This window comes from Streptomyces sp. NPDC104226, assembly GCF_055584085.1.
Map to the genome: position 1 here is coordinate 39,545 of NZ_JBVJMS010000013.1, position 25,833 is coordinate 65,377.

General features: G+C 71.3%; 23 protein-coding genes. 17 read left to right on the forward strand and 6 right to left on the reverse strand.

Annotated elements, in window-relative coordinates; genetic code table 11:
* The first annotated feature begins 152 nt into the window (after positions 1–152).
* The 14 genes from ACZ60J_RS33525 to aroA all read left to right on the forward strand — a co-directional run bounded on the left by ACZ60J_RS33525 (position 153) and on the right by aroA (position 17,276).
* Positions 153–1,688 carry a 4-hydroxyphenylacetate 3-hydroxylase family protein gene (locus ACZ60J_RS33525; RefSeq protein WP_469687745.1) on the forward strand — a complete coding sequence of 512 codons (1,536 nt, stop codon included), beginning with the start codon at positions 153–155 and terminating at the stop codon, positions 1,686–1,688.
* A gap of 79 nt (positions 1,689–1,767) precedes the next feature.
* Positions 1,768–2,265, forward strand: coding sequence for a flavin reductase family protein (locus ACZ60J_RS33530; protein WP_469687746.1), 498 nt, complete (start codon positions 1,768–1,770; stop codon positions 2,263–2,265).
* 1 nt (position 2,266) lies between these two features.
* Positions 2,267–3,310, forward strand: a complete 1,044-nt coding sequence (locus tag ACZ60J_RS33535) for a hypothetical protein (RefSeq protein WP_469687748.1) — start codon at positions 2,267–2,269, stop codon at positions 3,308–3,310.
* Positions 3,311–3,498: 188 nt separating this feature from the next.
* Positions 3,499–5,043 (forward strand): FAD/NAD(P)-binding protein, encoded by a 1,545-nt coding sequence (locus tag ACZ60J_RS33540; RefSeq protein WP_469687750.1) that lies wholly within the window; start codon positions 3,499–3,501, stop codon positions 5,041–5,043.
* A 110-nt stretch (positions 5,044–5,153) separates the two neighbouring features.
* Positions 5,154–5,966 carry a class II aldolase/adducin family protein gene (locus tag ACZ60J_RS33545; protein WP_214948962.1) on the forward strand — a complete coding sequence of 271 codons (813 nt, stop codon included), beginning with the start codon at positions 5,154–5,156 and terminating at the stop codon, positions 5,964–5,966.
* Positions 5,967–6,031: 65 nt separating this feature from the next.
* On the forward strand, positions 6,032–6,679 hold the full coding sequence (locus ACZ60J_RS33550) for an NAD(P)-dependent oxidoreductase (protein ID WP_469687752.1): 648 nt from the start codon (positions 6,032–6,034) through the stop codon (positions 6,677–6,679).
* 41 nt (positions 6,680–6,720) lie between these two features.
* Positions 6,721–8,001 carry a multidrug effflux MFS transporter gene (locus ACZ60J_RS33555; protein WP_469687754.1) on the forward strand — a complete coding sequence of 427 codons (1,281 nt, stop codon included), beginning with the start codon at positions 6,721–6,723 and terminating at the stop codon, positions 7,999–8,001.
* Between the two features lie 158 nt (positions 8,002–8,159).
* Entirely contained in the window at positions 8,160–9,551 is a 1,392-nt protein-coding gene (locus ACZ60J_RS33560; protein ID WP_469687756.1) for a class II 3-deoxy-7-phosphoheptulonate synthase, read from the forward strand.
* 49 nt (positions 9,552–9,600) lie between these two features.
* Entirely contained in the window at positions 9,601–9,978 is a 378-nt protein-coding gene (gene aroH / locus ACZ60J_RS33565) for a chorismate mutase (RefSeq protein WP_422519766.1), read from the forward strand.
* Complete coding sequence (locus ACZ60J_RS33570; protein ID WP_469688072.1) at positions 9,978–11,102, forward strand: prephenate dehydrogenase; 1,125 nt, start codon at positions 9,978–9,980, stop codon at positions 11,100–11,102. Before aroH ends, ACZ60J_RS33570 begins: the two co-directional genes overlap by 1 nt.
* Before the next feature lie 124 nt (positions 11,103–11,226).
* Entirely contained in the window at positions 11,227–12,414 is a 1,188-nt protein-coding gene (gene aroC, locus ACZ60J_RS33575) for a chorismate synthase (protein ID WP_469687759.1), read from the forward strand.
* Positions 12,411–13,532 (forward strand): 3-dehydroquinate synthase, encoded by a 1,122-nt coding sequence (gene aroB / locus ACZ60J_RS33580; protein WP_469687760.1) that lies wholly within the window; start codon positions 12,411–12,413, stop codon positions 13,530–13,532. The genes aroC and aroB overlap by 4 nt, the downstream gene beginning before the upstream one ends.
* Positions 13,533–13,830: 298 nt before the next feature.
* Positions 13,831–15,963 (forward strand): transketolase, encoded by a 2,133-nt coding sequence (tkt, locus tag ACZ60J_RS33585; RefSeq protein WP_469687761.1) that lies wholly within the window; start codon positions 13,831–13,833, stop codon positions 15,961–15,963.
* Complete coding sequence (gene aroA, locus ACZ60J_RS33590; RefSeq protein WP_469687763.1) at positions 15,960–17,276, forward strand: 3-phosphoshikimate 1-carboxyvinyltransferase; 1,317 nt, start codon at positions 15,960–15,962, stop codon at positions 17,274–17,276. Before tkt ends, aroA begins: the two co-directional genes overlap by 4 nt.
* A gap of 102 nt (positions 17,277–17,378) precedes the next feature.
* Here aroA and ACZ60J_RS33595 read toward each other — a convergent pair whose 3' ends face one another.
* Complete coding sequence (locus ACZ60J_RS33595; protein WP_469687764.1) at positions 17,379–17,951, reverse strand: dihydrofolate reductase family protein; 573 nt, start codon at positions 17,949–17,951, stop codon at positions 17,379–17,381.
* A 374-nt stretch (positions 17,952–18,325) separates the two neighbouring features.
* On the opposite strand from ACZ60J_RS33595, the gene ACZ60J_RS33600 reads away from it, so the two are divergent.
* Genes ACZ60J_RS33600 through ACZ60J_RS33610 form a run of 3 tightly spaced genes read left to right on the forward strand, consistent with a single transcriptional unit; the run spans position 18,326 to position 20,761 of the window.
* Positions 18,326–18,994, forward strand: coding sequence for a DUF4097 family beta strand repeat-containing protein (locus tag ACZ60J_RS33600; protein WP_469687766.1), 669 nt, complete (start codon positions 18,326–18,328; stop codon positions 18,992–18,994).
* Between the two features lie 22 nt (positions 18,995–19,016).
* On the forward strand, positions 19,017–19,979 hold the full coding sequence (locus tag ACZ60J_RS33605) for an ATP-binding cassette domain-containing protein (protein ID WP_469687768.1): 963 nt from the start codon (positions 19,017–19,019) through the stop codon (positions 19,977–19,979).
* Complete coding sequence (locus ACZ60J_RS33610; protein ID WP_469687770.1) at positions 19,976–20,761, forward strand: ABC transporter permease; 786 nt, start codon at positions 19,976–19,978, stop codon at positions 20,759–20,761. The genes ACZ60J_RS33605 and ACZ60J_RS33610 overlap by 4 nt, the downstream gene beginning before the upstream one ends.
* A 103-nt stretch (positions 20,762–20,864) precedes the next feature.
* Here ACZ60J_RS33610 and ACZ60J_RS33615 read toward each other — a convergent pair whose 3' ends face one another.
* From ACZ60J_RS33615 to gap, 5 genes are all read right to left on the reverse strand, one after another.
* A complete protein-coding gene (locus tag ACZ60J_RS33615; protein WP_469687772.1) occupies positions 20,865–21,275 on the reverse strand; it encodes a hypothetical protein in 411 nt (136 codons plus the stop codon).
* Complete coding sequence (locus tag ACZ60J_RS33620) at positions 21,269–21,841, reverse strand: replication/maintenance protein RepL (RefSeq protein ID WP_469687773.1); 573 nt, start codon at positions 21,839–21,841, stop codon at positions 21,269–21,271. The genes ACZ60J_RS33615 and ACZ60J_RS33620 overlap by 7 nt, the downstream gene beginning before the upstream one ends.
* A gap of 611 nt (positions 21,842–22,452) precedes the next feature.
* Positions 22,453–23,541 carry a histidinol-phosphate transaminase gene (gene hisC / locus ACZ60J_RS33625; protein WP_469687775.1) on the reverse strand — a complete coding sequence of 363 codons (1,089 nt, stop codon included), beginning with the start codon at positions 23,539–23,541 and terminating at the stop codon, positions 22,453–22,455.
* 173 nt (positions 23,542–23,714) lie between these two features.
* The gene (locus tag ACZ60J_RS33630; protein WP_469687777.1) at positions 23,715–24,629 is read right to left on the reverse strand and encodes a pyridoxamine 5'-phosphate oxidase family protein; all 915 of its coding nucleotides are present in this window, start codon (positions 24,627–24,629) and stop codon (positions 23,715–23,717) included.
* A gap of 81 nt (positions 24,630–24,710) precedes the next feature.
* On the reverse strand, positions 24,711–25,718 hold the full coding sequence (gap, locus tag ACZ60J_RS33635; RefSeq protein WP_382756757.1) for a type I glyceraldehyde-3-phosphate dehydrogenase: 1,008 nt from the start codon (positions 25,716–25,718) through the stop codon (positions 24,711–24,713).
* Positions 25,719–25,833 lie beyond the last annotated feature (115 nt).

The window sequence follows — 25,833 nt, forward strand, 5'->3', positions numbered from 1 at the left end:
CCTCGAACGTGTTGGCGCCAGGGTTGGCGTAGATGGGCAATTGTCCGTGCGCAGCCCCGCAAGAGCAGATCGGCGGCCGAGCCTAGGCTCGTATCAATCGAACTGTGCGCCCCGCAGCGGTCGCGTGTATTACCCCTGGAGAGGACACCAAAATGGGCCAGGTCCCGATAGTGGATCAGTCGGCGGACGCTCCGTGCGACCTCATGACGGGCGACTCCTACCTGGAGAGCCTGCGCGACGGCCGCCAGGTCTTCGTGAACGGCGAGCTCGTCAAGGACGTGACGACGCACCCGGCCTTCGCCATGGCCGCCCGGTCGACCGCGCACCTCTACGACGCGCTCCACCACCCGGACACCAAGGACCTGATGACGACGGTCGACCGGTACACGGGGTACCGCGTCCACCGCTTCTTCACCCCGGCGCACTCGGGCGAGGACCTGATCAAGGCCCGCGACGCCATCGAGCACTGGGCCCGCCTGAGCTACGGCTTCATGAACCGCACGCCCGACTACAAGGCGTCGTTCATGGCCGGCCTGGCCGTCACCCACGACTTCTACGAGCCGTTCGGCGACAACGCCCGCGCCTGGTACGAGAAGTACGCCCGCCAGGGCCTCTCGATCAGCCACGCGATCGTCAACCCGCCGGTCGACCGCAACAAGTCGGCGCACGAGATCCGCGACGTCTACCTCAAGGTCGTCGAGGAGCGCGAGGACGGCATCGTCGTCGAGGGCGCCAAGCTCATGGCCACCGCCTCGGCACTGAGCAACGTCGCCTTCGTCGGCCAGATCCACCTGGCCAACCTCGAAAAGGGCAAGGCCGAGGACATGGCGCTGGCCTTCCTGGCCCCGCTGAACACCCCGGGCATGAAGGTCGTCTGCCGCACCCCCTACGAGGCGAAGGCCTCCAGCCCGTTCGACAACCCGCTCTCCAGCCGGTTCGACGAGAACGACGCGGTGCTGGTCTTCGACAAGGCGTTCATCCCGTGGGAGAACGTCCTGATCTACCGCGACACCGAGAAGATCCACCAGTACTTCCCGCGCTCCGGCCTGCTCTCCCGCGGCTTCTTCCAGGGCGCGATCCGCATGGCGGTCAAGCTGGAGTTCATGGCGGGCATCCTCGACAAGGGCACCCGCATCAACGGCACGGACGGCTTCCGCGGCGTCCAGGCCGGCCTCGGCGAGCTGCTCGCCTGGCGCCACCAGACCTGGGCCGTCACCACCGCCATGGCCCTGGACCCGGAGGCCGGCCCGGCCGGCACCGTCCTGCCGCGCATGGACTACTCGGCCGGCTACCGGGCGCTCGCCCCGCTCAGCTGGGAGCGCACGCACCGCTTCTTCGAGGAGCACCTCGCGGGCGCGCTGCTGATGACCCCGTCCAGCGCCAAGGACCTGCAGAACCCCGAGCTGCGCCCGCTGCTCGACCGCTACTACCGCGGCACCGGCGCCACGGCCGAGGAGCGCACCAAGCTCTTCAAGCTGGCCTGGGACGCGATCGGCACCGAGTTCGGCGCCCGCCACGAGCTGTACGAGCTCAACTACGCCGGCGGACCCGACCAGGTGCGCCTCGACACCCTGAACTGGTCGCGCGGCGCCGGTCTGCTCGACAGCTACGGCGACCTCGTGCAGAGGGCCCTGGACGACTACGACCTCGACGGCTGGACCCGCGGCCGCTGGGCCCAGGACAACTGACCGTCAAGCCCGCGTACGGGCGGGTGCCCACGGCCGACGAGCCGCGCGCACCCGCCCGCGCCCAGCAGAGAGGCCCGGCATGAACCACGACCTGCGCGATGTGATGCGTTCCTTCGCGACCGGGGTGTGCGTCGTCAGCACCTACACCGATCAGGACGGCGTCCGCACCCACAACGCGATCACCGTCAACTCGCTCACCTCCGTCTCCCTGGAACCGCCGCTGGTGTCGCTGAGCTTCCGTCACGACTCGGAGTTCTTCGCCGAGCTGCTGCGGACCGGCGTCGTCGGGATCTCGATCCTCGGCGCCGAGGGCGAGGCCACCGCCCGCGCGTTCGCGCGCCGGCGGCCCGAGCGCGACCAGGCGCTGACCGAGGTGCCCGGAGCTCCGGGCGAGGCCACCGGGACGCTCCTGTTCGAGGCGGCGGCCTGGATGGAGTGCAGCCTGCGCGACCACGTGGTGGCGGGTGACCACGTCATGGTCATCGGCGAAGTCGTCGCCATGGGTGCCCGCGAGACCCAGACCCCCCTGATCTTCCTTCAGGGCGGATTCCACAGATTCGAACTGGAACAGGTGTGACGTGCGCGCGAAGAAGCTGTTGAGCTGGCGGGTGTTCCTCGGAGCGGCTCTGGCCATATCGGCCCTGACCCTGCTGCTCCTGCCCGGCAACCCGGCCCAGGCCACGGACTCCACCGCGGAGGCCGCGGCGCGCGCGTCGGGCCCGGTCACCGTGTGCCTGGTGACGCGGGACGCCCCGAACCGCGAGCGCACCGTCAAGGTCGCGCAGTGGGCCTCGCAGGTCCTGCTCCGGGAGACGCTCTCCTACGCCGGGCCCTGCGCCTCGTACGGCGCCCCGGGCCCGCTCGGCAACGCGACCGTGCGCACGTACGCGCAGATCAACGGCAGCACCCCGCAGACCGTCGGCTTCGTCTTCCCCAAGAACGCGCTGACCGGCCTGCCGACCACCATGACCGACGGCAACCACTGCTTCGACATGGACGGCAACGGCGCGGTCAACGAGCACACCGAGTGCGTCGGCGGCCACGAGCGCCCGCTGGAGCTGCCCTCGCAGCTGACCGCGCTGTCCGGGATGCCGCTCAAGTGGGCCCTGCTCAACTACAACCCGATGGGCCACGGGCCGGAGCACATCTACGACACCCCGCACTTCGACTTCCACTTCTACACCCAGTCGAAGGCGGAGCGCGACGCGATCCGCAGCGGCCCCTGCGGCCTGGCCATCAACTGCGACGACTTCGCGACGGCCGTCAAGCCGGTCCCCCCGCAGTACCTGCCGCAGGACTACGTGAACAACAACGTGGCCGAGGCGGCCATGGGCAACCACCTGGTCGACATGAACTCGCCCGAGTGGCACTCCACCGCCTTCACCCAGACGTTCATCTACGGGTCCTACGACTCCAAGATCACCTTCCTCGAGCCGATGATCACCAAGGCCTGGCTCGAAGGCATCGCCAACGGGGTCAACCCGAGCCGCTGCTGGGCCATCAAGCAGCCGCAGCAGTGGCAGATCGCCGGCTGGTACCCGCAGGAGTACTGCATCGACTACCGCGCCAACCGCGGTGACTTCACCGTCTCGATGAAGAACTTCAAGAACTCCGCCGCCTGAGTCGCACAGACCCGGGTCGCAGAGAACCGAAACCACCGGCCGACCGGCCCGCCCCCGCCGCACCGGGGGCGGCCGGCGGCTCCCACCGAATCCCCGGAGTAGGCGAGGAAAGGGCCACCGTGATCGCGGACAGCAAGGCCGGCGCACGACGACCCCGCGCCTTCCACGAATTGATAGGTGACTGACACATGTCCCGTGGATTCTCGATCGGCATCGTCGGAGGAGGCGCGGCTGCAGTCTGCTTGATCGACGCGTTGTCGCGGACACAAAGCGAACCGGGCAGCCTCACGGTCTTCGAACCGTCACCGCACCTGTGGCGCGGCCGTGCCTACCAGGTCGACACCGAGACCCTCAAGGTCAACGCGACGCCCGACGACATGTCCGTGCGCGCCGGCGACCTCCAGCACTTCGAACACTGGCTGGAGACGCGGGACAAGGTCATAGGGGTCCGCACCGGAGTGGACCGCTGGTCCGGGAGCCGCTTCGCGCCCCGGACCGTCTACGGCGAGTACCTGGAGCAGACGGCCTACGCCGCACTCGGCGAACTGCGCCGCCAGGGCTGGCGGGTCGACCTCGTCGGCGAGGGGGTCACCGCCGCGAGCCGCGCCGCCAACCGGGTGCTGCTGCGCACCGGCAACGGCCGGGCCCGCGCCTTCGACTACGCCATCCTGTGCGTCGGCGGCGACAGCCCCAAGGACGTCTACGGTCTGGGCGACACCCCCGGCTTCGTCGGGGACCCGTACCCGATCGTCAACAAGCTCGCGGACGTCGGCGAGAAGGAACACGTCGCGATCATCGGCAGCGGCCTGACCGCCATCGACATCATCCTGTCGCTGGCCGCGCAGGGCCACCAGGGCAAGATCAGCCTGCTGTCCCGGCGCGGGGTCCTGCCCGGCGTCCGGCAGAAGGCCGTCCCCTTCGAGCTGCGGCACTTCACCTCGCACCGGATGGAGGAGCTCGCCGCGATCCACCCCGAGGTCACCCTCGAGGACATCGCCACCATCATGCGGGCCGAGTTCCGCGATGTGGGCGCCGACCTCGACGCGGTGGTCTCGGAGATCATCCGGGTCGACCTGGAGGACCCGGTCGACCGGCTGCGCCGGCAGATCGAAGAGGTCGACTCCCCCCACATGGGCCTGCGCATCCTCCAGCGCGCCGTCCCGGAGACCGGACCCGACGTCTGGCCGATGCTGCGCGAACAGGACAAGGTCCAGCTGCTGCGCGCCCACTACCGCACGATCATGAGCCTGTGCTGCCCCATGCCGCCCGGCAGCGCCGGAGTCCTCCTCGACCTCGTCGAGGCGGACAAGCTGGAGATCGTCGCCGGCCTGCAGAACATCACCCCGAACCCCGAGGCCGGCTTCGACGTCGTCACCGCCGAGGGCAACAACTTCACGGCCGACCGCGTCATCAGCGCGGTCAACGCCTCCGAGGGGCGCATCCCCACCAGCGCCGCGCCCCTGGTCACCTCGCTGATGCGCAGCCGCGTCGCCAGCCGCCACCCCCACGGCGGCCTGCACATAGCGCGTCCGACCAGCCAGCTGACCACCAACGGCCGGCCCGACCCGCGCCTGTACGGGCTCGGGAACATCGCCGCCGGCTCGCTCTTCTTCACCTTCGGCATCCCCTCCTTGGTCGACCGCAGCCAGGACATCGTCGGCGCGATCCTTCAGCACGCCGAGACCGTCACGGCCGCGACCCAGGCGAACGAGGAGGTCCTGCTCACGGTCTAGCCGTGAGCGGGGACCCACCCCCGCTCACGGCCGGGCCGCCGCCCGCACCCCGTACCCCGCACCGACACCGGAAGACGACCCGGAGATTCCGGAGATGAGGACCCCCGAGCATGAGCGTCACCGAGACCGACCGGCCCGCCTACCTGGCGGACACGCACACCGGCCTGCCGATTCCCAGCGAGCCGGTCTTCGCCACCCACGAGGAGACGCGCCGCCACCGCAAGCAGCGGCTCGCCGCCGCGCTGCGGCTGTTCGGCAAGTACGGCTTCGGTGAGGGCATCTCGGGCCACATCTCGGTCCGCGACCCGGAACACGAGGACCGGTTCTGGGTGAACCCCTTCGGCGTCTCCTTCAACCTGGTCCGCGTCGCCGACCTCATCTGCGTGGACTCGGCGGGCAACGTCGTGGAGGGCAAGCACCGGGTCAACCCCAGTGCCTTCGTCATCCACTCGGCCATCCACGAGATGCAGCCGGGTGCCACGGCGGCCGCCCACGGCCACACCGCGCACTCCCGCGCGCTGGGCGCCCTGGGCCGCCTGCTGGACCCCATCGACCAGGAATCGGCGGCGTTCTACAACCGCCAGGTCCTCTACGAGGAGTACGAGGGCCCCTCGGTCTCCGCCGAACTCGGCCGCGACATCGCGGAGAAGCTCGGCGACAACCGCGCGATCCTGCTGCGCCACCACGGCCTGATAACCGTCGGCGGATCGCTCGACGAGGCCGTGCACTGGTTCTTCACCTACGACAGCTGCGCCCAGGTGCAGCTGCTCGCCCGGGCGGCGGGCACGCCCAAGAGCTTCACCCATGAGCAGGCCGTCGCCGCTGGGGACGGCTTCGGCAACGAGCAGCTGGGCTGGTTCAGCTTCCAGCTGCTCTGGGACGAGATCATCCGCGAGCAGCCCGACTTCCTCGAAGAGGACTAGCCCGCGGAACGTCTCCTCGTCCGGTACCACCCCCGAAGGTTCACCGAGGAAGAAGAGGCACCACCATGAACATCCTGCTTTTCGGAGCCAGCGGACACATCGGCAGCGCCATCGCCGGTGAACTGCTCTCCCGCGGCCACGCCGTCACCGGCGTGACCCGCACCGGCGAGATCGCGGGCACCGGCCACGAAGGCCTGAAGGTGATCGCGGGTGACGCCACCAACGCGGACACCGTGGCCGAACTGTCCGCGGCGGGCTACGACGCCGTCGCCTCGGCCGTCGGCCCCAAGCTCGGCGTCGACGACGACCACAAGATCATCGTCGGTGCCGCCAACGCGCTCATCGAGGGCCTCACCCGCAGCGGCGTACGCCGCGTCGTGGTCCTCGGCGGCGCCGGCAGCCTGGAGGTCTCCCCGGGCGTCAAGGTCATCGACAACCCGAACTTCCCGGCCATGTGGAAGCAGAACGCACTCGCCCAGAGCGAGGCGCTCGGCCTCTACCGCCAGTCCACCTCCCTGGACTGGACGTTCATCTCCCCGGCCGCCCAGATCGAGCCCGGTCCGCGCACCGGGACCTATCGCGTCGGAGGTGAGCAGCTCCTGGTGGACGCCGAAGGCAAGAGCCAGATCAGCATCGCGGACTACGCGGTCGCCTTCGCGGACGAACTGGAGCGCGGCGACGCGATCCAGGCCCGCATCACCGTCGCCTACTGATTCGCTACTGATTCCGCGTCCCCCGGAGGGGATCAGAAAACATGACTGCATCCGCCACACCGAAGAGCGCCGGCATCGTCCGGTTCGCCATCATCCTCGGTGCACTCACCGCCCTCGGCCCGCTGGCCAACGACGCCTACATGCCGGGCCTCCCGCAGATCGCCGAGGACCTGAGCACGAGCGCCTCGGCGGCTCAGCTCAGCCTCACCGCCTGCCTGCTCGGCCTCGGCATCGGCCAGCTCATCGCCGGACCCGTCAGTGACGCGCTCGGCCGCCGCCGTCCGCTCATCGCCGGTCTGGCGCTGTTCGCCGTCACCGCCCTGCTGTGCGCCTTCGCCCCCAACATCTGGACGCTGGTCGGACTGCGCGCCCTCCAGGGCCTCGGCGGCGCCACCGGCATCGTCATCGCCTCCGCGGTCGTGCGCGACCGGCACACCGGGCCCGCCGCGGCCCGGTTCTTCGCGATGCTGATGCTCATCACCGGCATCGCGCCGATCCTGGCCCCCGTCCTCGGCGGCCAGCTGATGCTCGTCACCTCGTGGAAGGGCATCTTCATCGCCCTCGCCATCATCGGTGCCCTGATGCTCTTCGGCGTCGCCGGAGCCCTTCCGGAGACGCACCCCGCCGAACGGCGCGTGAGCGGCGGCCTCAAGGCCACCGGCCCGATCTTCCGCCGGCTGCTCTCCGACCGGGTGTTCGTCGGCTACAACCTGGCCTGCGGCTTCGCCTTCGCCGCGATGTTCGCGTACATCTCCGGCTCGACCTTCGTGCTCCAGGCCATCCACGGCATGTCCCCGCAGGCCTACAGCGTCGTCTTCGGCGTCAACGCCCTCGGCCTGGTCATCGCCGCGCAGGTCAGCGGCCGCATCGTGCACAAGACCGGCCCGCGCGCCCTGCTCGCCACCGGTCTGACCGTCTCCGCGGTCGGCGGTCTCGGACTGCTCGCCGTCGTCCTCACCGACGCCGGTCTGGCCCCGCTGCTCGTCGCGCTCTTCCTGGTCGTCTCCAGCGTCGGCCTCGTCCTGCCGAACTCCTTCGCACTGGCCCTCCAGGACCACGGCGACGTGGCCGGGTCGGCCGCCGCGCTGCTGGGCCTGTCCCAGCACCTGATCGGCGCGGCCGTGGTCCCGCTCGTCGGCCTCGCCGGTGAGGACAGCGCGGTGCCGATGGGCATCGTCATCGCCGTCCTCGGCGTCGGCGGTCTGCTCTTCTACAGCCTCACCAAGGGCCACCGCGCGGCCACCGGCGAGGAAGCCGGAGCCCCGGAGCCCGAGGCCCAGCCCGCCCCGGCCCGGACCTCCGAGGTCCACGAGCCGGTCTAGGCCCCGGGCGAGACAGGCTCCCGCAACGGATTGACCACCCGGGGGCCCGTACGGCCGCACCACCGTACGGGCCCCCGGTACCCGGGGCCGCCATCCCGGGCGGCGACAGGCCCACACCTCTTCCCTTTCCCACCGAAACCGATCGAGGCACAGCCACCATGACCCTCGCCACGCACGCCACGGCCGTCGACTCCTGGCGGCTGCTGCCCGCCGCCCAGCAGCCGTCCTACCCCGATCCCGTCGCCCTGCGCTCCGCGCTCGACGACCTCTCCTCCTACCCGCCCCTGGTGTTCGCCGGCGAGTGCGACCGGCTGCGCGACCGGCTCGCCGCCGTCGCCCGGGGCGAGGCCTTCGTCCTCCAGGGCGGGGACTGCGCCGAGACCTTCGACGCCGTCAGCTCCGACCAGGTCCGCGACAAGGTGCGCACCCTGCTCCAGATGGCCGCCGTCCTCACCTACGCGAGCTCCGTGCCCGTGGTGAAGATCGGCCGGATCGCCGGGCAGTACTCCAAGCCCCGCTCCAACAACACCGAGATCCGCGACGGCGTCGAACTGCCCGTCTACCGCGGTGACTCCGTCAACGGGCTCGCCTTCACCCCGGAGTCCCGCACCCCGGACCCCGAGCGCCTCAAGCGGATGTACCACTCCTCCGCCGCCACCCTGAACCTCGTACGGGCCTTCACCACCGGCGGCTACGCCGACCTGCGCCAGGTCCACGAGTGGAACCGCGACTTCGTCGCCGCCTCCCCGGTCGGCGAGCGCTACGAGCGCCTCGCCGGGGACATCGACGACGCGCTCACCTTCCTCGCCGCCTGCGGCGCCGACCCGGCCGCCGTCCACTCCTCCGAGATCTTCGCCAGCCACGAGGCACTGCTCCTGGACTACGAGGCCGCGCTGACCCGCGTCGACGCCCGTACCGGCCGGCTGTACGACGTCTCCGGCCACATGATCTGGATCGGCGAGCGGACCCGTCAACTGGACGGCGCCCACGTCGAGTTCGCCTCCACGGTGCGCAACCCCATCGGAGTCAAGCTCGGCCCCACGACCTCCGCCGACGAGGCGCTGCGCCTCATCGACAAGCTGGACCCGGAGCGCGAGCCCGGCCGTCTCACCTTCATCACCCGGATGGGCGCCCGCAACATCCGAGAGATCCTCCCCGAGCTCATCGGCAAGGTCACCGCCGAAGGCGCCCGCCCCGCGTGGATCAGCGACCCGATGCACGGCAACACCTTCGAGGCGCCCAGCGGCCACAAGACCCGGCACTTCGACGACGTGCTCGACGAGGTCACCGGCTTCTTCGAGGTCCACCGCGCGCTCGGCACCCACCCCGGCGGCATCCACATCGAGCTGACCGGCGACGACGTCACCGAATGCGTCGGCGGCGGCGCCGAGGTCCGGCTCACCGACCTCGGGCAGCGCTACGAATCCGCGTGCGACCCGCGCCTGAACCGCAAGCAGTCGCTCGACCTGGCCTTCCGGGTCGCCGAGCTGTACCGCGACCGCCAGGCGGCCGGTCCGGCCCGCCGCGAAGACGTACCGGCCGCCGCCTGATCCCGAGCGGCCGACCGCCGTCCCGTCCTGAAGCAAAAGGGAGAAACCCATGTCCGTGCGTGCCCTGCGCGGTGCCATCCAGCTGGAAGTCGACGAGCGGGGCCACCTGCTGGACGGGGTCCGAACGCTGTTCCAGGAGATGCTCGCCGCCAACGGGCTCGACCAGGAGGAACTGGTCAGCCTGTTCTTCACGGCGACCCCCGACCTGGTCAGTGAATTCCCGGCGGTCGCCGCCCGCGATCTGGGCGTGACCGACGTGCCGATGATGTGCGCACAGGAACTGGACATCGCCGGGTCCCTTCCCCGGGTCGTGCGGATCCTCGCGTACGCCGAGACGGAGCTGTCCAAGCGCGAGATCAAGCACGTCTACCTGGGCGGCGCCGCCGCCCTGCGCCGGGACCTGGTCACCGCCGGGGATTCCAGATGATCCGCTCCGCCGCGGTGGTGGGCACGGGCCTCATCGGAACCTCCCTCGCACTGGCCCTGTCCCGTCGCGGGGTCGCCGTCCACCTCATGGACGAGAACGAGTCGGCCGCCCGCACCGCCGCCTCGCTCGGCGCCGGCACCGTCGGCGCCCCGAACACCACCGTGGACCTGGCCGTACTGGCCGTCCCGCCGGCCCAGGTCGGCCATGTGCTCGCCGCCCAGCAGAGGCTGGGCCTCGCCCGCTCGTACACCGACGTCGCCAGCGTCAAGACCGAGCCGGAGATCGGGATCCTCGCCGCCGGCGCCGACCCCGTCAGCTTCATCGGCGGACACCCCATGGCCGGCCGGGAGCGCTCCGGCCCGCTCGCCGCCTGCGCCACCCTCTTCGAAGGCCGCTCCTGGGTACTGACACCCACGGCCCACACCAGCCGCGACGCGCTCAACATGGCGCTCATGATGGTCTCCCTGTGCGGGGCGGTGCCCGTGGTGATGGACAGCGACGTCCACGACCGGGCCGTGGCCCGCGTCTCCCACACCCCGCACGTCGTGGCCTCGCTGATGGCCGCCCGCCTCCAGCACCTCCCGGAGGACGCCTGCCGGCTGGCCGGGCAGGGGCTGCGCGACGTGACGCGGATCGCCGGGGGCGACCCCCGGCTGTGGAGCGACATCCTGGAGTCCAACGCCACCGCCGTCGCCGACGTGCTGACCGAACTCGCCGAGGACCTCCAGGTCACCGTGGCCGCCCTGCGGGGCCTCGCCACCGACGACGCCGACGAACGCGCCCAGGGCACCACGCTCCTGGCCGACCTCCTCGGCCGCGGCCTCAGCGGCCGCGACCGCATCCCCGGCAAGCACGGGCACCCGGTGCCCGCCTGCGCGCCGGTCCGCGTCCTGATCGGGGACCAGCCCGGCGAACTGGCCCGGCTCCTGGCGAACGCCGCCGAACTCGGCGTCAACATCGAGGACATGACCATCGACCACTCGCCCGGCGACGAGAGCGGCCTGGTCGAGCTGATGGTCGCCCGCGGGACCGCCGTCACCATGGCCCAGGGCCTGATGAGCGCCGGCTGGCGGGTCCAGCGGATGGGGCCGATCGAGGCTCCGCCGGTGGCCGTCGGCGTCTGACCCCGCGCCCGCGGATCCCCGTAGGGCCCTTCCGTCACCTTCCCAGGGGGATCCGGCCGCCCCACCGGCCGGATCCGACCGCCCACCACGCCGGCCCACCACGCCGCAGGACAGAGGATCACCCTTGAGTACTTTGCGATGGCTCACCGCGGGCGAATCGCACGGCCCCGCCCTCACCGCCGTGCTCGAAGGCCTGCCCGCCGGGGTGGAGATCTCCACCAAGGAGGTCGCCGACTCCCTCGCCCGCCGCCGCCTCGGTTACGGCCGGGGCGCCCGGATGGCCTTCGAGCAGGACGAGGTGACCTTCCTGGGCGGCGTCCGCCACGGCCTCACCCAGGGCGGACCGGTGTCGATCCAGGTCGGCAACACCGAATGGCCCAAGTGGGAGACGGTGATGTCCGCCGACGGCGTGGACCCGGAGGTGCTGGCCGGCCGGGCGCGCAACGCCCCGCTCTCGCGCCCCCGCCCCGGCCACGCCGACCTCGCCGGAATGCAGAAGTACGGGTTCGACGACGCCCGCCCCGTCCTGGAGCGGGCCAGCGCCCGCGAGACCGCCGCCCGCGTCGCCGTCGGCGAGGTCGCCCGGGCCTTCCTCCGGCAGGCGTACGGGATCACCATCGTCAGCCACGTCGTCTCCCTCGGCGCGGCCACCGCCCCCGGGGGCGTGGTGCCGGGGCCGGACGACACCGAGCGCGTCGACGCCGACCCGGTGCGCTGCCTGGACCCGGAGGCCTCCGCCGCGATGGTCGCCGAGGTCGACCGGGCCCACCAGAACGGCGACACCCTCGGCGGAGTCGTCGAGGTGCTCGCGTACGGACTTCCGCCGGGCCTGGGCAGCTACGTCCACGGCGACCGGCGCATCGACTCCCGGCTCGCGGCCGCCCTCATGGGCATCCAGGCCATCAAGGGCGTCGAGTTCGGCGACGGCTTCGGCCTCGCCACGGTCCCCGGCTCCCTCGCCCACGACGAGATCGAGCGGGACGAGGAGGGGGCCGTCCGCCGCCGCACCGCCCGCTCCGGCGGAGTCGAAGGCGGGATGACCACCGGCGAACCGCTGCGGGTGCGGGCCGCCATGAAGCCCATCGCCACCGTGCCGCGCGCCCTGGCCACCGTGGACGTCGCCACCGGAGAGCCGGCCGTCGCCCACCACCAGCGCTCCGACGTCTGCGCGGTGCCCGCCGCGGCCGTCGTGGCCGAGGCGATGACGGCGCTGGTCCTCGCGCACGCCGCGCTGGAGAAGTTCGGCGGGGACTCCCTCGCCGAGACCGCCCGCAACCACCGCGGCTACCTCGACCACCTGGCCGTCCGATGAGCGCCCCGACGCTGAGCACGCCGGTGCTGAACGAGTCGGTCCTGAACGAGTCGGTCCTGACGGGGAGCACCCGGATCCGGATCGGCGGTGAACGGCCCTACGAGGCCGTCGTGGGGCACGGGCTGACCGGCGAGACCGGCCGCGTACTGGGCGCCGAACCGCTGCGGGTGGCCGTCGTGCACTCCCGCACACTGCTGCCGACCGCCCGGCGGATCGCCCGGGAGCTCACCGACGAGGGACGCATCGTGGTCTCCCTCGAAGTGCCCGAGGGCGAAGCCGCCAAGGACATGACCGTGGTGGTGGGCCTGTGGCGGGCCCTCGCCGACGCCGGCTTCACCCGCTCCGACGCCGTCGTCGCCGTCGGCGGCGGCGCCACCACCGACCTCGCCGGGTTCGCCGCCGCCGGCTGGCTGCGCGGCGTACGGCTGGTCCTGGTGCCGACCACCCTGCTCGGCATGGTCGACGCCGCCATCGGCGGGAAGACCGCCGTCAACCTGCCCCAGGGCAAGAACCTCGTCGGCGCCTTCCACCCGCCCGCCGGGGTGCTCTGCGACCTGGACCTGCTCGACACCCTGCCGCGCGCCGACTACGTCAGCGGCCTCGCCGAAGTCATCAAAGCCGGGTTCATCGCCGACCCGGAGATCCTGCGCCTGGTCGAGGACGACCCCGCCGGGACCGTCCACACCCGGGAGCTCGTCGAGCGCGCCGTCCGCGTCAAGGCGGAGGTGGTCACCGAGGACTTCCGGGAGGACGGCCGCCGCGAGCACCTCAACTACGGCCACACCCTGGGCCACGCCATCGAGCGGGTCGCCGGCTACCGCGTCCGGCACGGCGAGGCGGTGGCCGCCGGCATGGTCTTCGCCGCCGAACTCGCCCGGCTCGACGGCCGGCTGTCCGCCGCCGACACCCAGCGCCACCGGACCCTGCTCGCCGCAGCCGGCCTGCCCACCACCCACGGCGGAGCCTGGGCCCCGCTGCGCGACGCGATGGGCATCGACAAGAAGACCCGGGGCAACCGGCTGCGGTTCGTCGTGCTCGACGCCATCGGCCGTCCCGCCCTGTTCAGCGCCCCGGACGAGGACCTGCTCCGGGCCGCCTACGAACGGCTCGCCCGGTGAACCGGCCCGGAGTCCGCTACGCCCGCGCCCGCGCGACCCGCCGCGCCCACGCCGAAACGGACGCCCTGCTGCAGCTCCCCTCCCCGCAGCCGCCGCTTGTCGCCGCCCGTTCCCGGGCGGGGTTCCCGGCCCGTCACGGGAACGCCGTCGCGGTCCCGGTCCTGCTGGGCGCAGCGCTCCCCGCCCGGGCCGGAGCACCCTTGCGGGCCTGGGCGCCCGGACCGGCCATGGCACTCGTACTCGCCACACCCCCCAGCTCTCCCGACTCTCCCCACTCTCCCGAACAGGAAGGCCCGAGATGACCGTCGCCACCGCCCCGCAGGGCACCGCGCCCGCCCTGCTCTGGGGGGACGCCGACCGCCGGGCCGTCGAGGTCGCCCGCGCCCTGGCCGTGGACGCCGTCGAGGCGGCCGGGCACGGTCACCCCGGTACGGCCATGAGTCTGGCGCCGGCCGCGTACCTGCTGTTCCAGCGGTTGTTGCGGCACGATCCGCAGGATCCGGGCTGGGCGGGGCGCGACCGGTTCGTGCTGTCCTGCGGTCATGCGAGCCTGACGCTGTACACGCAGCTGTACCTGTCGGGTTACGGGCTCACCCTCGACGACCTCAAGGGGCTGCGCACCGAGGGCAGTCTGACGCCGGCGCATCCCGAGTACGGGCACACGCCGGGTGTCGAGACCACCACGGGCCCGCTGGGCCAGGGCCTCGCGAACGCGGTGGGGATGGCGATGGCGGCGCGTCGTGAGCGCGGCCTGTTCGACCCGGAGGCCGCCCCCGGCACGTCCCCCTTCGACCACACGGTGTGGGCGATCGCCTCCGAGGGCGACCTGGAGGAGGGCGTGGCGCACGAGGCCAGCTCGCTGGCCGGGCACCAGAAGCTCGGGAATCTGGTGGTCCTCTACGACGAGAACCGGATCTCCATCGAGGACGACCGGCAGATCGCGCACTCCGAGGACACCCTCGCCCGCTACCGGGCGTACGGCTGGCACGTACAGGAGGTCGACTGGACGGCCACCGGCGAGTACCGGGAGGACGTCGAGGCCCTGCACCGGGCGCTCACCACCGCCCGGGAGACCACCGACCGGCCCTCCCTCGTATCGCTGCGCACGATCATCGGCTGGCCCGCGCCGAAGAAGCGCAACACCGGCGGCATCCACGGATCCGCCCTCGGAGCCGAGGAAGCCGCCGCCGCCAAGGCCGCGATGGGCCTCGACCCCTCGCTCTCCTTCCAGGTCCCCGCCGAGGTGCTGGACCACGCCCGCCGGGTCGCCGACCGCGGCGCCGAAGCCCACCGCCAGTGGGACAAGACCCTCGCCGACTGGCGCGCCCTCAACCCCGAGCGCGCCGAGCTCTTCGACCGCCTCTCCGAGCGCCGGCTGCCCGAGGGCTGGCAGGAGAACCTGCCGGTCTTCCCCGCGGGCGGCCAGGTCGCCACGCGGAAGGCCTCCGGCGAAGTGCTGAACGCGCTGGCTTCCGTGCTGCCGGAGCTGTGGGGCGGTTCTGCCGACCTCGCGGAGTCGAACCTCACGACCATGAAGGGTGAACCGTCCTTCATTCCGGAGGAGTTGGCGACGGAGGCGTACTCCGGTCACCGGTACGGGCGGACGCTGCACTTCGGGATCCGTGAGCATGCCATGGGTGCGATCCTCAACGGGATCGCGCTGCACGGCGGGACCCGCCCTTACGGCGGTACGTTCCTGGTCTTCTCCGACTACATGCGCCCCGCGGTCCGCCTCGCGGCCATGATGAAGCTGCCCGTCACCTACGTCTGGACCCACGACTCCATCGGGCTCGGCGAGGACGGACCCACCCACCAGCCGATCGAGCACCTCTGGTCCCTGCGCGCCATCCCGGGTCTGGACGTGGTCCGGCCGGCCGATGCCAACGAGACCGCCGTCGCCTGGCGCACGATCCTGGAGAACGACGACCGCCCGGCCGGCCTGTGCCTGTCCCGCCAGAACCTCCCCGTCCTGGAGCGCACCGAGGAGAGCGGGCTGTCCCCCGCCGAAGGCGCCGCGCGCGGCGGGTACGTACTGGCCGAAGCCGCCGGCGGCCGCCCCGACGTCATCCTCATCGCCACCGGCAGCGAGGTGCCCATCGCGCTCGAGGCCCGCCGCATCCTGCAGGACGGGGGCCTCCCCACCCGCGTCGTGTCCATGCCCTGCCTGGAGTGGTTCCAAGCCCAGGAGGAGGCCTACCGCGAGGAGGTGCTCCCCGCCGAGGTGGCCGCCCGGGTCTCCGTCGAGGCGGGCTCCAGCCTCGGCTGGTACGCCCTGGTCGGCGCGGCCGGCACCTCGCTGGGCATCGACTCCTTCGGCGCCTCCGCCCCGTACCAGTCCCTGTACGAACTCCACGGCCTGACGGCGCCGAAGGTCGCCGCGGCGGCCCGCGCGAGCTTCCAGCGGGCCCTGCGCAGAGGCTCCGTACGATGAGCGGCGTGACGGCTCCCGTACTGGAAGCGCGGATACCCGGATCCAAGAGCATCACCAACCGGGCGCTGCTCCTCGCGGCCGCCGCCCCCGGTCGCAGCCGCCTCGCCGCACCCCTGGTCAGCGACGACACCCTCGCCTTCCGGGCCGCGCTGACGGACCTGGGCACCGGGGTGCGCGACATCGGTGACAGCGGCTACGGCTACGGGGACGGCTCGGGCTACGGCGACGGCGCCGGCGAGGTCTGGGAGGTCAGCGGCCGCGGCACCGGACCGGTCGGCCCCGGCCGGGTCTGGTGCGCCGACGCCGGCACCGCGGCGCGCTTCCTGCCGCCGTTCGCGGCGACCGGGCTCGGGGAGATCGCCTTCGACGGCTCCGACCAGTTGCGGGCGCGCCCGCTGCGTCCGCTGCTGGATGCGCTCACCCGGCTCGGGACGAAGGTGCGCGGCACGGGCCTGCCCTTCACCCTCACCGCGCGGGGACTGGCCGGCGGCCGCATCGAGCTGGATTCCGGGCTCAGCAGCCAGTACCTCTCCGGGCTGCTGATGGCCGCGCCGCTGATGGGCGGACCGCTCACGGTGGACGTGCCGCGGCTGGTCAGCCGTCCGTACGTGGACATGACCCTGTCCCTGATGCGGCACTTCGGCGCCCGGGTCGAGGAGGAGGGCAGCACGATCACCGTCCACCCGGGCGGCTACCGGCCCGCCGACCTCGACATCGAGCCGGACGCCTCGACCGCCTCGTACTTCTTCGCGGCGGCGGCCGTCACCGGGCGTACCGTACGGGTCCGTTCCCTGGGCTCCGGCAGCCTGCAGGGCGACACCGCGTTCGTGGAGGTGCTGCGGCGCGCCGGGGCCCGGGTCACCAGGACCGCGGAGTGGACCGAGGTCACGGGTGCGGGTGGTGCGGGTTCGGGCACGGGTGCGGGTACCGGAGTGCTGCGCGGCGGATTCAGCGTCGACATGGGCGATATCTCGGACACCTTCATGACCATGGCCGCGATCGCCCCGCTCGCGGACGCCCCGATCACCATCACGGACATCGCGCACGCCCGGCTGAAGGAGTCCGACCGCATCGCCGCCGTCGCGGGGAACCTCCGCGCGCTGGGCATCCGGGTCGAAGAGGGCCCCGACCGCATCACCGTCCACCCGGGCGTCCCCGTCCCTGCGACGGTCGACTGCCACCGGGACCACCGCATCGCGATGTCCTTCTCGGTACTGGGCCTGCGCGCCGCCGGGATCACCCTCGACGACCCGGCCTGCGTGGCCAAGACCTTCCCCGGGTTCCACGAGGAGCTGAGCCGGCTGTTCCGCTGAGGCACAGGTACCTTCGAGCGAACGGCGCCCCCGCCCTGTCGGCGGGGGCGCCGTTCGCGTGTCTGCGCATGTCTGCGTGTGTGTGCCGTGCTCGCGCCCCGGTCAGCGGACGACGTCGAAGACGTTCAGCTGCAGGCCGTTGGCGTAGGCCGCGTGCTCGACGAGCTTCAGCTTCTGCGCGTCCTTGTCCGTGGCGCTGAAGAGCCGCTTGCCCGCGCCGAGCAGCAGCGGGAAGACGAGCAGGTGGTAACGGTCGATCAGGCCGGCGTCGGAGAGCGCCCGGTTCAGGGCGGCGCTGCCGTGGACGATGATCGGGCCGCCCTCGGTCTCCTTCAGGGCGGCGACCTCGTCGAGGGTGCGCAGGATCGTCGTGTCCCCCCAGTTCGACACCAGGTCGTCCTCGGCGAGAGTGGTGGAGACGACGTACTTCGGCATCTCCTTGTAGTCGGCGAAGTCCTCCATGGCGGGCCACACGGGGCTGAACGCCTCGTAGCTGGTCCGGCCCAGCAGTATCGCCGAGGCCTCCTTCTGCTCCCGGCCCTTGATCTCGAACGCCTCGGGCAGGAACTCGACGTCCTTGAAGGTCCAGCCCGAGTTCCGGTACCCGGGCTCGCCGCCGGGGGCCTCCACGACGCCGTCGAGGGAGATGAAAGCGGAGCTGATCAGGGTGCGCATCGTGGGTCCTCGGAATCTCGTGGCTGGCTGGCTGGCTGGCTCTCGGCGGGTCCGTTCGACGCCCCCCGCGGCCACTTCCGTGGCTGCTGCGGCGCGCCTTTCATGATCTAAGACCGCGGGTCCCGGGGAAACTCATCGGTCCCGGAAAGATTCTTTTCCTCGGGTCGGGGCGGCGACGCGCGGGTCTGTAGCTTTCACTTCTAGTCCATTGCAACGCTTGCACTTCGATCGTTGCATTCAATCCCAAGCCTTCGCAACGATTTGATGGGTCTGACCTGCAATTATCTGATCTTCCCGCGATGAGTTACTTGTCGAGATGTGGAAAGCAACGTAGCTTTTCGTTCATCGGAAACAACGAGTCGCAGGAGAGAATCATGCAGAAGTTCGCCACCGCCACCCCGATCTCCGCCGTGCTGGACATCCCCGCCGGCAGCATCCGCTTCATCGCCGCGGACCGCACCGACACCGCGGTCGAGGTCCGGCCCGCCGACGCCTCGAAGGGCCGTGACGTGAAGGCGGCCGAGCAGACCTCGGTCGAGTACGCCGACGGGGTCCTGCGGATCTCGGCCCCGGCGAAGAACCAGCTCCTGGGCGCCTCCGGTGCCATCGAGGTCACCGTCCAGCTGCCCGTCGGATCCCGCGTCGAGGCGAAGGCGGCCGACGCCGAACTGCGGGGCGTCGGACGCCTCGGTGACGTCGTCTTCGAGGGCGCCCGCGGCTCGGTCAAGCTCGACGAGGCCGCGAGCACCCACCTGACCCTCGCGGCCGGCGACGTCTCGGTCGGCCGCCTGGGCGGGCCGGCCCGGATCAGCACCCAGAAGGGCGACCTGCGCATCGCCGAGGCCCTGCGCGGCACGGTCGAACTGCGCACCGAGTACGGCGAGATCTCGGTCGGCGCCGCCCGCGGGGTCAGCGCCACCCTCGACGCCGGCGCCGCCCACGGCCGGATCCACAACGCCCTGCGCACCACCGACGACGCGGCTGGCCGCCTCGACATCCACGCGACCACCGCCTACGGCGACATCACCGTCCGCAGCCTCTGACATCCGTAAAGGAGCACCCCTCATGACCAGCTGGGCCATCACGGCGAACGGGCTGCGCAAGTCCTACGGCGACAAGACCGTCCTCGACGGCATCGACCTCGCCGTCCCCGAAGGGACGGTCTTCTCCCTGCTCGGCCCGAACGGCGCGGGCAAGACCACCGCCGTGAAGATCCTCTCCACCCTCGTCTCCCCGGATCCCGCCTCCGGCGAGATCCGGGTCGGCGGCCACGACCTGGCCGCCGACCCGCGGGCGGCCCGCGCGGCGATCGGGGTCACGGGGCAGTTCTCGGCCGTGGACGGGCTGATCACCGGCGAGGAGAACATGCTCCTGATGGCGGACCTGCACCACCTGTCCAAGCGGGAGGGGCGGCGGGTCGCGGCCGAACTCCTCGAGCGGTTCGATCTGGTGGAGGCGGCGAAGAAGCCGGCTTCGACCTACTCGGGCGGGATGAAGCGCCGGCTCGACATCGCCATGACGCTGGTCGGCGATCCGCGGATCATCTTCCTCGACGAGCCGACCACGGGCCTGGACCCGCGCTCCCGCCACACCATGTGGCAGATCATCCGCGAGCTCGTCGCCGGTGGGGTGACGGTGTTCCTGACGACGCAGTACCTGGAGGAGGCGGATCAGCTCGCGGATCGGATCGCGGTGTTGAACGACGGCCGGCTCGCTGCCGAGGGCACTGCGGAGGAGTTGAAGCGGCTGATCCCCGGAGGCCACGTACGCCTGCGGTTCTCCGACCCTCACGCCTACCGGTCCGCCACCGCGGTGCTCGGCGAGGCCGCTCGGGACGACGAGGCGCTTGTGCTCCGGATTCCCAGCGACGGCAGCCAGCGCGCGCTGCGCTCGATCCTCGGGCGGCTGGATGCGGCCGGTGTCGAGGCGGACGAGCTGACCGTGCACACGCCCGATCTCGATGACGTGTTCTTCGCCCTGACCGGCCCGGCCGGTGTCCCCAACCAGTCCAAGGAGAACGTCCGATGAGCACCCTCGCCCTCGCCGTCCGTGACTCGTCCACGATGCTGCGCCGCAACCTGCTGCACGCGCGCCGCTACCCGTCCTTGACCCTGAACCTGCTGCTGACGCCGATCATGCTCCTGCTGCTCTTCGTCTACATCTTCGGCGACGTGATGAGCGCGGGCCTGGGTGGCGGCGACCGGTCCGACTACATCGCCTACCTCGTGCCGGGCCTGCTGCTGATGACCATCGGCAGCACCACCATCGGCACCGCGGTATCGGTCTCCACCGACATGAGCGAGGGCATCATCGCCCGCTTCCGGACCATGGCGATCCACCGCGGGTCGGTGCTCATCGGGCACGTCGTCGGCAGCGTGATCCAGTGCGTGATGAGCCTGGTCCTCGTCGGGGCGGTCGCGGTGGCCATCGGCTTCCGGTCCACGGACGCCACCGCTCTGGAATGGCTGGCGGCGTTCGGGCTCCTCGTACTGTTCGCCCTGGCGCTCACCTGGATCGCCGTCGGCATGGGCCTCGTCAGCCCGAACGCCGAGGCTGCCAGCAACAACGCGATGCCGATGATCCTGCTGCCGCTCCTGTCCAGCGCCTTCGTGCCGGTCGAGGGGATGCCGGGCTGGTTCCGCCCCATCGCCGAGTACCAGCCGTTCACCCCGGCCATCGAGACCCTGCGCGGGCTACTCCTCGGCACCGAGATCGGTAACAACGGGTGGATCGCCGTCACCTGGTGCCTGGGCCTCGCGGTGCTCGGCTACTTCTGGTCGGCCGCGAAGTTCAACAGTGACCCGAAGTAGCGGCCGACGCGGGCCGCTCCCGCACCCCGCACCCCGCGAAGGCGGCGTACCCCGACGACACGTCGGAGTGCGCCGCCTCTTTGGCGTGTGGATGCCTACGGTTCTACGCGCCGCTGACGGCACGCAGTTCTCGGTGCTGCCTCTTGGGAGGTGCCGCTTGGTAGCGGGGGGCCGACGGTTCGCCGAGCGTTCCGTTCTGGATGTTGCGGGCTGCCTCCCGTACCGCGGCCGCGAGGGACTCGACGGTCTCGTAGCCCGCGATGTAGGGATGCAGGATGTAGGTGCGGTAGCTGTGCTCTGGTCGCAGGACGAGGTGTCGGTCGACGAGTGAGGCCATGGCGGTCGACGCGGCGTTCTTGCCGAGGCCCACACGCGCCGCGAGCTCCTGCTGGGACATCCGGACCTCGCCGCCCGGCTCTTGGAGGTCGATCAGCGCGCTCAGAAGGTCCTGGGCACCGCGGGAGAGCTCCAGCTTGTGGAGCATTCCGTGCCCGAAGGTCGCCTGGATCAGCATGCCGCCTCCTGGTCCTGACCGAGTTCCAATTGCGTGCTTCGTGGGGCGGGTGGCGCATTGAGCAAGGGAAACGCGCCCTCCGGGGTCCCTTGCCGCAGCTTAACCAGAATCTCCTGCTGACGGTCTCCGTTGCCCATGAAGCCGATCAAGGGATTCACGAAGAGAACACCGGGTCGGACCTTCTGGATCATGTGCCACTCCTCCAAGCGGCTGACGGCCCGAGTGACGTTGGCCCGCTCGACCCCGAGCCGTTCGGCGATCAGCTTGTGCGTCGCCTTGACCCAGCCCTCCTTCTGCTTGCCGATGCACCAGACCAGGACGGCGGACTGGATGGGGGACATGCCGTGCTGAGCAATGAGGACGGCGAGGACCTCGCTGAGGAACTCGTTGCTTACGGCGCTGAAGCCGGCCGTCCCGTACATCTCGTGCGGGGCCCGCTGGGTGACCCGGAGGCTGACGTCGACTTGCTGGACCGGTCGGCCTCGCACCGGGGTCTTCCCGATGAGGTCCGCGAATTTCTCGGTCAGAGTCTCCCTGAACTCCTCGCCGGTGTCGGAGACAGGCACGAGGGGAGGCTGCGAGCCGGACGCTCGACGAATGGGCTGGGGGCGCGCCATGTGCGTGGGTCCCGTCCTCACTCAAGGGGAAGTAGCCACGCAGCCTAGCGGGTTGTCCCAGTGGGCTGGGACAAATTTGCCCAGCCGGTATGACTTTTGAGTGTCGGTGCCGACACGTTCTTCGTGTACGTCGGCGGCCTTCACGTGGCTGACCAGGGCATATGTAATTTTCTCCCAGTCGGGTGGGAGAAAATACCGCCCTTGGTGCTGCCCGCTGACACATCTTCGGCTGCCGATGTGTCAGCGCTGACACATCGATGCTCGTGAACTCGCAGGTCAGAGGGGGTTTTTCGGAAGTGCTCTCTTTTCAATAAGAGCCGACTGATGTCGGTGGGCGTCTGCGGGCTCCACGGGTTGGCTGCGCCCTGCGCTGCGCTCCGGTGCTCGCTTCTTCGGTGCGGGTCGGCCGGCCGGTGGCGGGTCGGGTGGGGTTTCCGTCGGAGGCAAGCAGCACAGTGGCTGATGCCGTCTGTGGTGCGGAGTAGCGCCCCTACGCCGGATATCGGCTGCGGGCTGTGCTGGGCGCGCCTTCTGTGGCTGAGCACGACACGGGGTTCGTCTCAGTGGTTCCAGTGGGAGGCCGTTTTCAGGAGGCGGTCGTTGGCGTCCGGGGTGCCGATGGTGATGCGGACGCCCTCGTCGCCGAAGGGGCGGACCATCAGGCCGGCGGCCTCGCAGGCGTCCGCGAAGTAGGAGGTGCGCGAGCCCAGCCGCAGCCAGACGAAGTTGGCGTGGCTGGTGGGGACTTCGTAGCCCTCCGCGCGCAGGCCGGCGCTGACGCGCTCGCGTTCCGCCACCAGGTCGGCCACGCGTTCGCGGAGTTCCTCGGTGGCGCGCAGGGAGGCCAGGGCGGCGGCCTGGGCCGGGCCGCTGACGCCGAGGGGGACGGAGCAGGCGCGCAGGGCGGCCGTCACGTGCGGGTGGGCCACCGCGTAGCCGACGCGGAGAGCGGCCAGTCCGTAGGCCTTGGAGAAGGTGCGCAGGACGGCGACGTTGGGGCGGTCCCGGTAGAGGTCGATGCCGTCCGGGATGTCCGCGGCGTCCACGAACTCGCGGTAGGCCTCGTCGATGACGACGAGGGTGGTGGCGGGGATGCGGTCCAGGAAGCGTTCCAGTTCGGCGCGGCGCACGGCGGTGCCGGTGGGGTTGTTCGGGTTGCAGACGAAGACCAGGCGGGTGCGGTCGGTGACCGCGTCGGCCAGTGCGTCCAGGTCGTGGGTCTCGTCGCGCAGCGGGACCTGGACGGAGGTCGCCCCGGCGGCCCAGGTCAGCAGCGGGTACGCCTCGAACGAGCGCCAGGCGAAGACGACCTCGTCGCCCGGGCCCGCGGCGGCGGCGACCAGGTGCTGGGTGATGCCGACCGAGCCGGTGCCCAGCACCAGGTGGTCGGCGGGCACGTCGAGGCGTTCGGAGAGTTCCGCGACCAGCTCGGCCGCGGTGGGGTCGGGGTAGCGGTTGAGGCGGCCCAGCCAGGTCTCGACGGCGGCCATCACCGACGGGAGCGGCGGGTACGGGTTCTCGTTCGAGGAGAGCTTGTCGACGAACTCGTCGCGGGCCGCGCGGCCCGGCACGTAGGCGGGGACCGTCGAGACGTCGGCGCGCAGCCGGGGCAGGACGGGACCGGGCGTGGCGGGCGTGGTGGCGGGCATGGCGGAGTCCTTAAGCGGGAGAGTCCTCGGGCGGGTGGGTGGGCGGCGTGGTGCGCGTGCGCTGCGTGCCGGGCGGGGGTACAACACCGTCCGGCCGCGCCGACGGGGGAGGCGGCGCGGCCGGACGGTGACCAGGGGGCCGGGGGAGGGGGACGGCTCGGGGCTGAGGGGGTTCAGCCCCGAGCCGGTGCCGGCGGGTTGTAGGGCGAGGGACCGCCGAACGCCCAGCGCAGCCGGGTCGCCCCGTCGATCTGCACCACGCGTTCGATGTCGAACTCGCACATCCGCAGGGCTCCGGGCACGTCCGCCCGGTCCCCCTCGGCCCAGTTGATCCGAGCCTTGCCCGTGAGTTGCAGGGTGTGGCCGGACTCCCAGTCGAGGAAGAGCAGTCCGCAGTTCTCGTTGAGCTGCAGATTGCCCAGGGTCATGTAGAAGGAATTGCCGAAGTAGTCCGGCCAGACCAGCTTGCGCGGCCCCGCCACCTGGACGAAGCCGGCTTCGCCGCCCCGGTGCGAGGAGTCCGCGCCGTAGCCGTCGGCCTGACTGGCGATGAAGAAGGTGTCCGCGCCGCGGATCCACTTCTCCTGCTCGGGCGTCAGCGCGTCGCCGTCCCGGGTCTCCCGGGCCGCCGACGCGGGCCCGTCCGCGACCGGGACCCGTACCTGGAGGTACTTGGGGCAGTTGCCCAGGACCTGCTCGGTGCGGATGTGGAGGGAGTCCCCTTCGCGCCGCGCCACGCCGTTGATCCGGATCCGGGTCGTCGTGTGCGGTTCGAGGGCGAGCAGCCCGATGTCGGCCGTCTCGGCGAAGGCTTCGGCGAGCGGATCGCCCGGCACGGGCAGGGAGGACAGCGTGATCGTGCGCCGGCTCGTGGGCAGCGCGAAGCCGGGGTCGCCCGTGACCAGCGAGGACCACATGGCGCCCGTCGCGTCGGCGCCGCCCAGGAAGAGCATGCGCTGGCGCATCAGGTACTGGTCGAAGCCGGGCTGGATCACGTCGTCGAACATGGGCGAGCCCCAGCCGGGACCGCCTTCGCCGGCCTGCTTCTGGACGGCCTGTTCACCCTCGTGATGGGGGGTCTTGATCACGGGAATCGGGATCCTCCGGTCGGGACGGGCACCGCGGCCGACGGGGTCGCCGTCGGCGGGTGCTCGTCTACGGGGCGCAGGTCAGCGGGCGCCGATCAGCAGGGCGGTGTCCACGACACGGTTGGAGAAGCCCCACTCGTTGTCGTACCAGCCGACGATCTTGACCTGGCGGCCGTCGCCGATCACCTTGGTCAGGCCCGAGTCGAAGATGCACGACGCGGGGTCGGTGACGATGTCGCTGGAGACGATCGGCTCGTCGGTGTAGGTGAGGATGCCCGCGAGCGGGCCTTCGGCGGCCTTCGCGAAGATCTCGTTGACCTCCTCGGCCGTCGTCGCGCGGCCGACGCGGACGGTGAGGTCGGTGGCCGAGCCCGTCGGGATCGGCACGCGCAGCGCGTACCCGTCGAGCTTGCCCTTGAGCTGCGGCAGGACCAGGCCGATGGCCTTGGCGGCGCCGGTGGTGGTCGGCACGGTGTTCGTCGCCGCCGAGCGGGCGCGGCGCAGGTCGCTGTGCGGACCGTCCTGGAGGTTCTGGTCCGCGGTGTAGGCGTGGACCGTGGTCATCAGGCCGTGCTCGATGCCGAGCGCGTCGTCGAGGACCTTGGCCAGCGGGGCCAGGCAGTTGGTCGTGCACGAGGCGTTGGAGACGATGTCGTGCACGGCCGGGTCGTAGAGGTCGTCGTTGATGCCGAAGGCGATCGTCAGGTCCTCGTTCTTCGAGGGCGCGCTGATGATGACCTTGCGGGCGCCGGCCTCCAGGTGGGCGCGGGCCTTGTGCGCGTCGGTGAAGACGCCGGTGGACTCGATGACGACGTCCACCTCCAGCTCGCCCCACGGAAGCTTCGCGGGGTCGCGCTCGGCGGTCACGCGGATGGTGCGCCCGTCGATGACGAGGTTGCCCTCGACGGCCTTGACCTCGTGGCCGAGCTTGCCGAGCGTGCTGTCGTACTTGAGCAGGTGGGCCAGCGTCGCGGCGTCGGTGAGGTCGTTGACGGCGACCACCTCCAGGCCGGTGCCCCGCTGAAGGGCGGCGCGGAAGAAGCTGCGGCCGATGCGGCCGAATCCGTTGATGCCGACCTTGATCGTCACGTGATACCCCTCGTTCGGAAACTACATCCATGACCGCACGTGAAGCCGCGTTGTCCGGCCAGTCCTCGTCCTCAACTGTACCGGCCGACCTGTGGTCTGGCTTGCGTAAATGCGC

What these genes read in the sequence shown, in the direction of transcription:
- ACZ60J_RS33545 (WP_214948962.1), top strand. Translation starts at nt 5,154, where the DNA reads ATGAGCGTCACCGAGACCGACCGGCCCGCCTACCTGGCGGACACGCAC.
- ACZ60J_RS33550 (WP_469687752.1), top strand. Translation starts at nt 6,032, where the DNA reads ATGAACATCCTGCTTTTCGGAGCCAGCGGACACATCGGCAGCGCCATC.
- ACZ60J_RS33540 (WP_469687750.1), top strand. Translation starts at nt 3,499, where the DNA reads ATGTCCCGTGGATTCTCGATCGGCATCGTCGGAGGAGGCGCGGCTGCA.
- ACZ60J_RS33610 (WP_469687770.1), top strand. Translation starts at nt 19,976, where the DNA reads ATGAGCACCCTCGCCCTCGCCGTCCGTGACTCGTCCACGATGCTGCGC.
- ACZ60J_RS33615 (WP_469687772.1), bottom strand. Translation starts at nt 21,275, where the DNA reads ATGCTGATCCAGGCGACCTTCGGGCACGGAATGCTCCACAAGCTGGAG.
- ACZ60J_RS33530 (WP_469687746.1), top strand. Translation starts at nt 1,768, where the DNA reads ATGAACCACGACCTGCGCGATGTGATGCGTTCCTTCGCGACCGGGGTG.
- aroA (WP_469687763.1), top strand. Translation starts at nt 15,960, where the DNA reads ATGAGCGGCGTGACGGCTCCCGTACTGGAAGCGCGGATACCCGGATCC.
- ACZ60J_RS33605 (WP_469687768.1), top strand. Translation starts at nt 19,017, where the DNA reads ATGACCAGCTGGGCCATCACGGCGAACGGGCTGCGCAAGTCCTACGGC.
- ACZ60J_RS33595 (WP_469687764.1), bottom strand. Translation starts at nt 17,951, where the DNA reads ATGCGCACCCTGATCAGCTCCGCTTTCATCTCCCTCGACGGCGTCGTG.
- aroH (WP_422519766.1), top strand. Translation starts at nt 9,601, where the DNA reads ATGTCCGTGCGTGCCCTGCGCGGTGCCATCCAGCTGGAAGTCGACGAG.
- hisC (WP_469687775.1), bottom strand. Translation starts at nt 23,541, where the DNA reads ATGCCCGCCACCACGCCCGCCACGCCCGGTCCCGTCCTGCCCCGGCTG.
- ACZ60J_RS33525 (WP_469687745.1), top strand. Translation starts at nt 153, where the DNA reads ATGGGCCAGGTCCCGATAGTGGATCAGTCGGCGGACGCTCCGTGCGAC.
- ACZ60J_RS33560 (WP_469687756.1), top strand. Translation starts at nt 8,160, where the DNA reads ATGACCCTCGCCACGCACGCCACGGCCGTCGACTCCTGGCGGCTGCTG.
- ACZ60J_RS33600 (WP_469687766.1), top strand. Translation starts at nt 18,326, where the DNA reads ATGCAGAAGTTCGCCACCGCCACCCCGATCTCCGCCGTGCTGGACATC.
- aroB (WP_469687760.1), top strand. Translation starts at nt 12,411, where the DNA reads ATGAGCGCCCCGACGCTGAGCACGCCGGTGCTGAACGAGTCGGTCCTG.
- tkt (WP_469687761.1), top strand. Translation starts at nt 13,831, where the DNA reads ATGACCGTCGCCACCGCCCCGCAGGGCACCGCGCCCGCCCTGCTCTGG.
- ACZ60J_RS33555 (WP_469687754.1), top strand. Translation starts at nt 6,721, where the DNA reads ATGACTGCATCCGCCACACCGAAGAGCGCCGGCATCGTCCGGTTCGCC.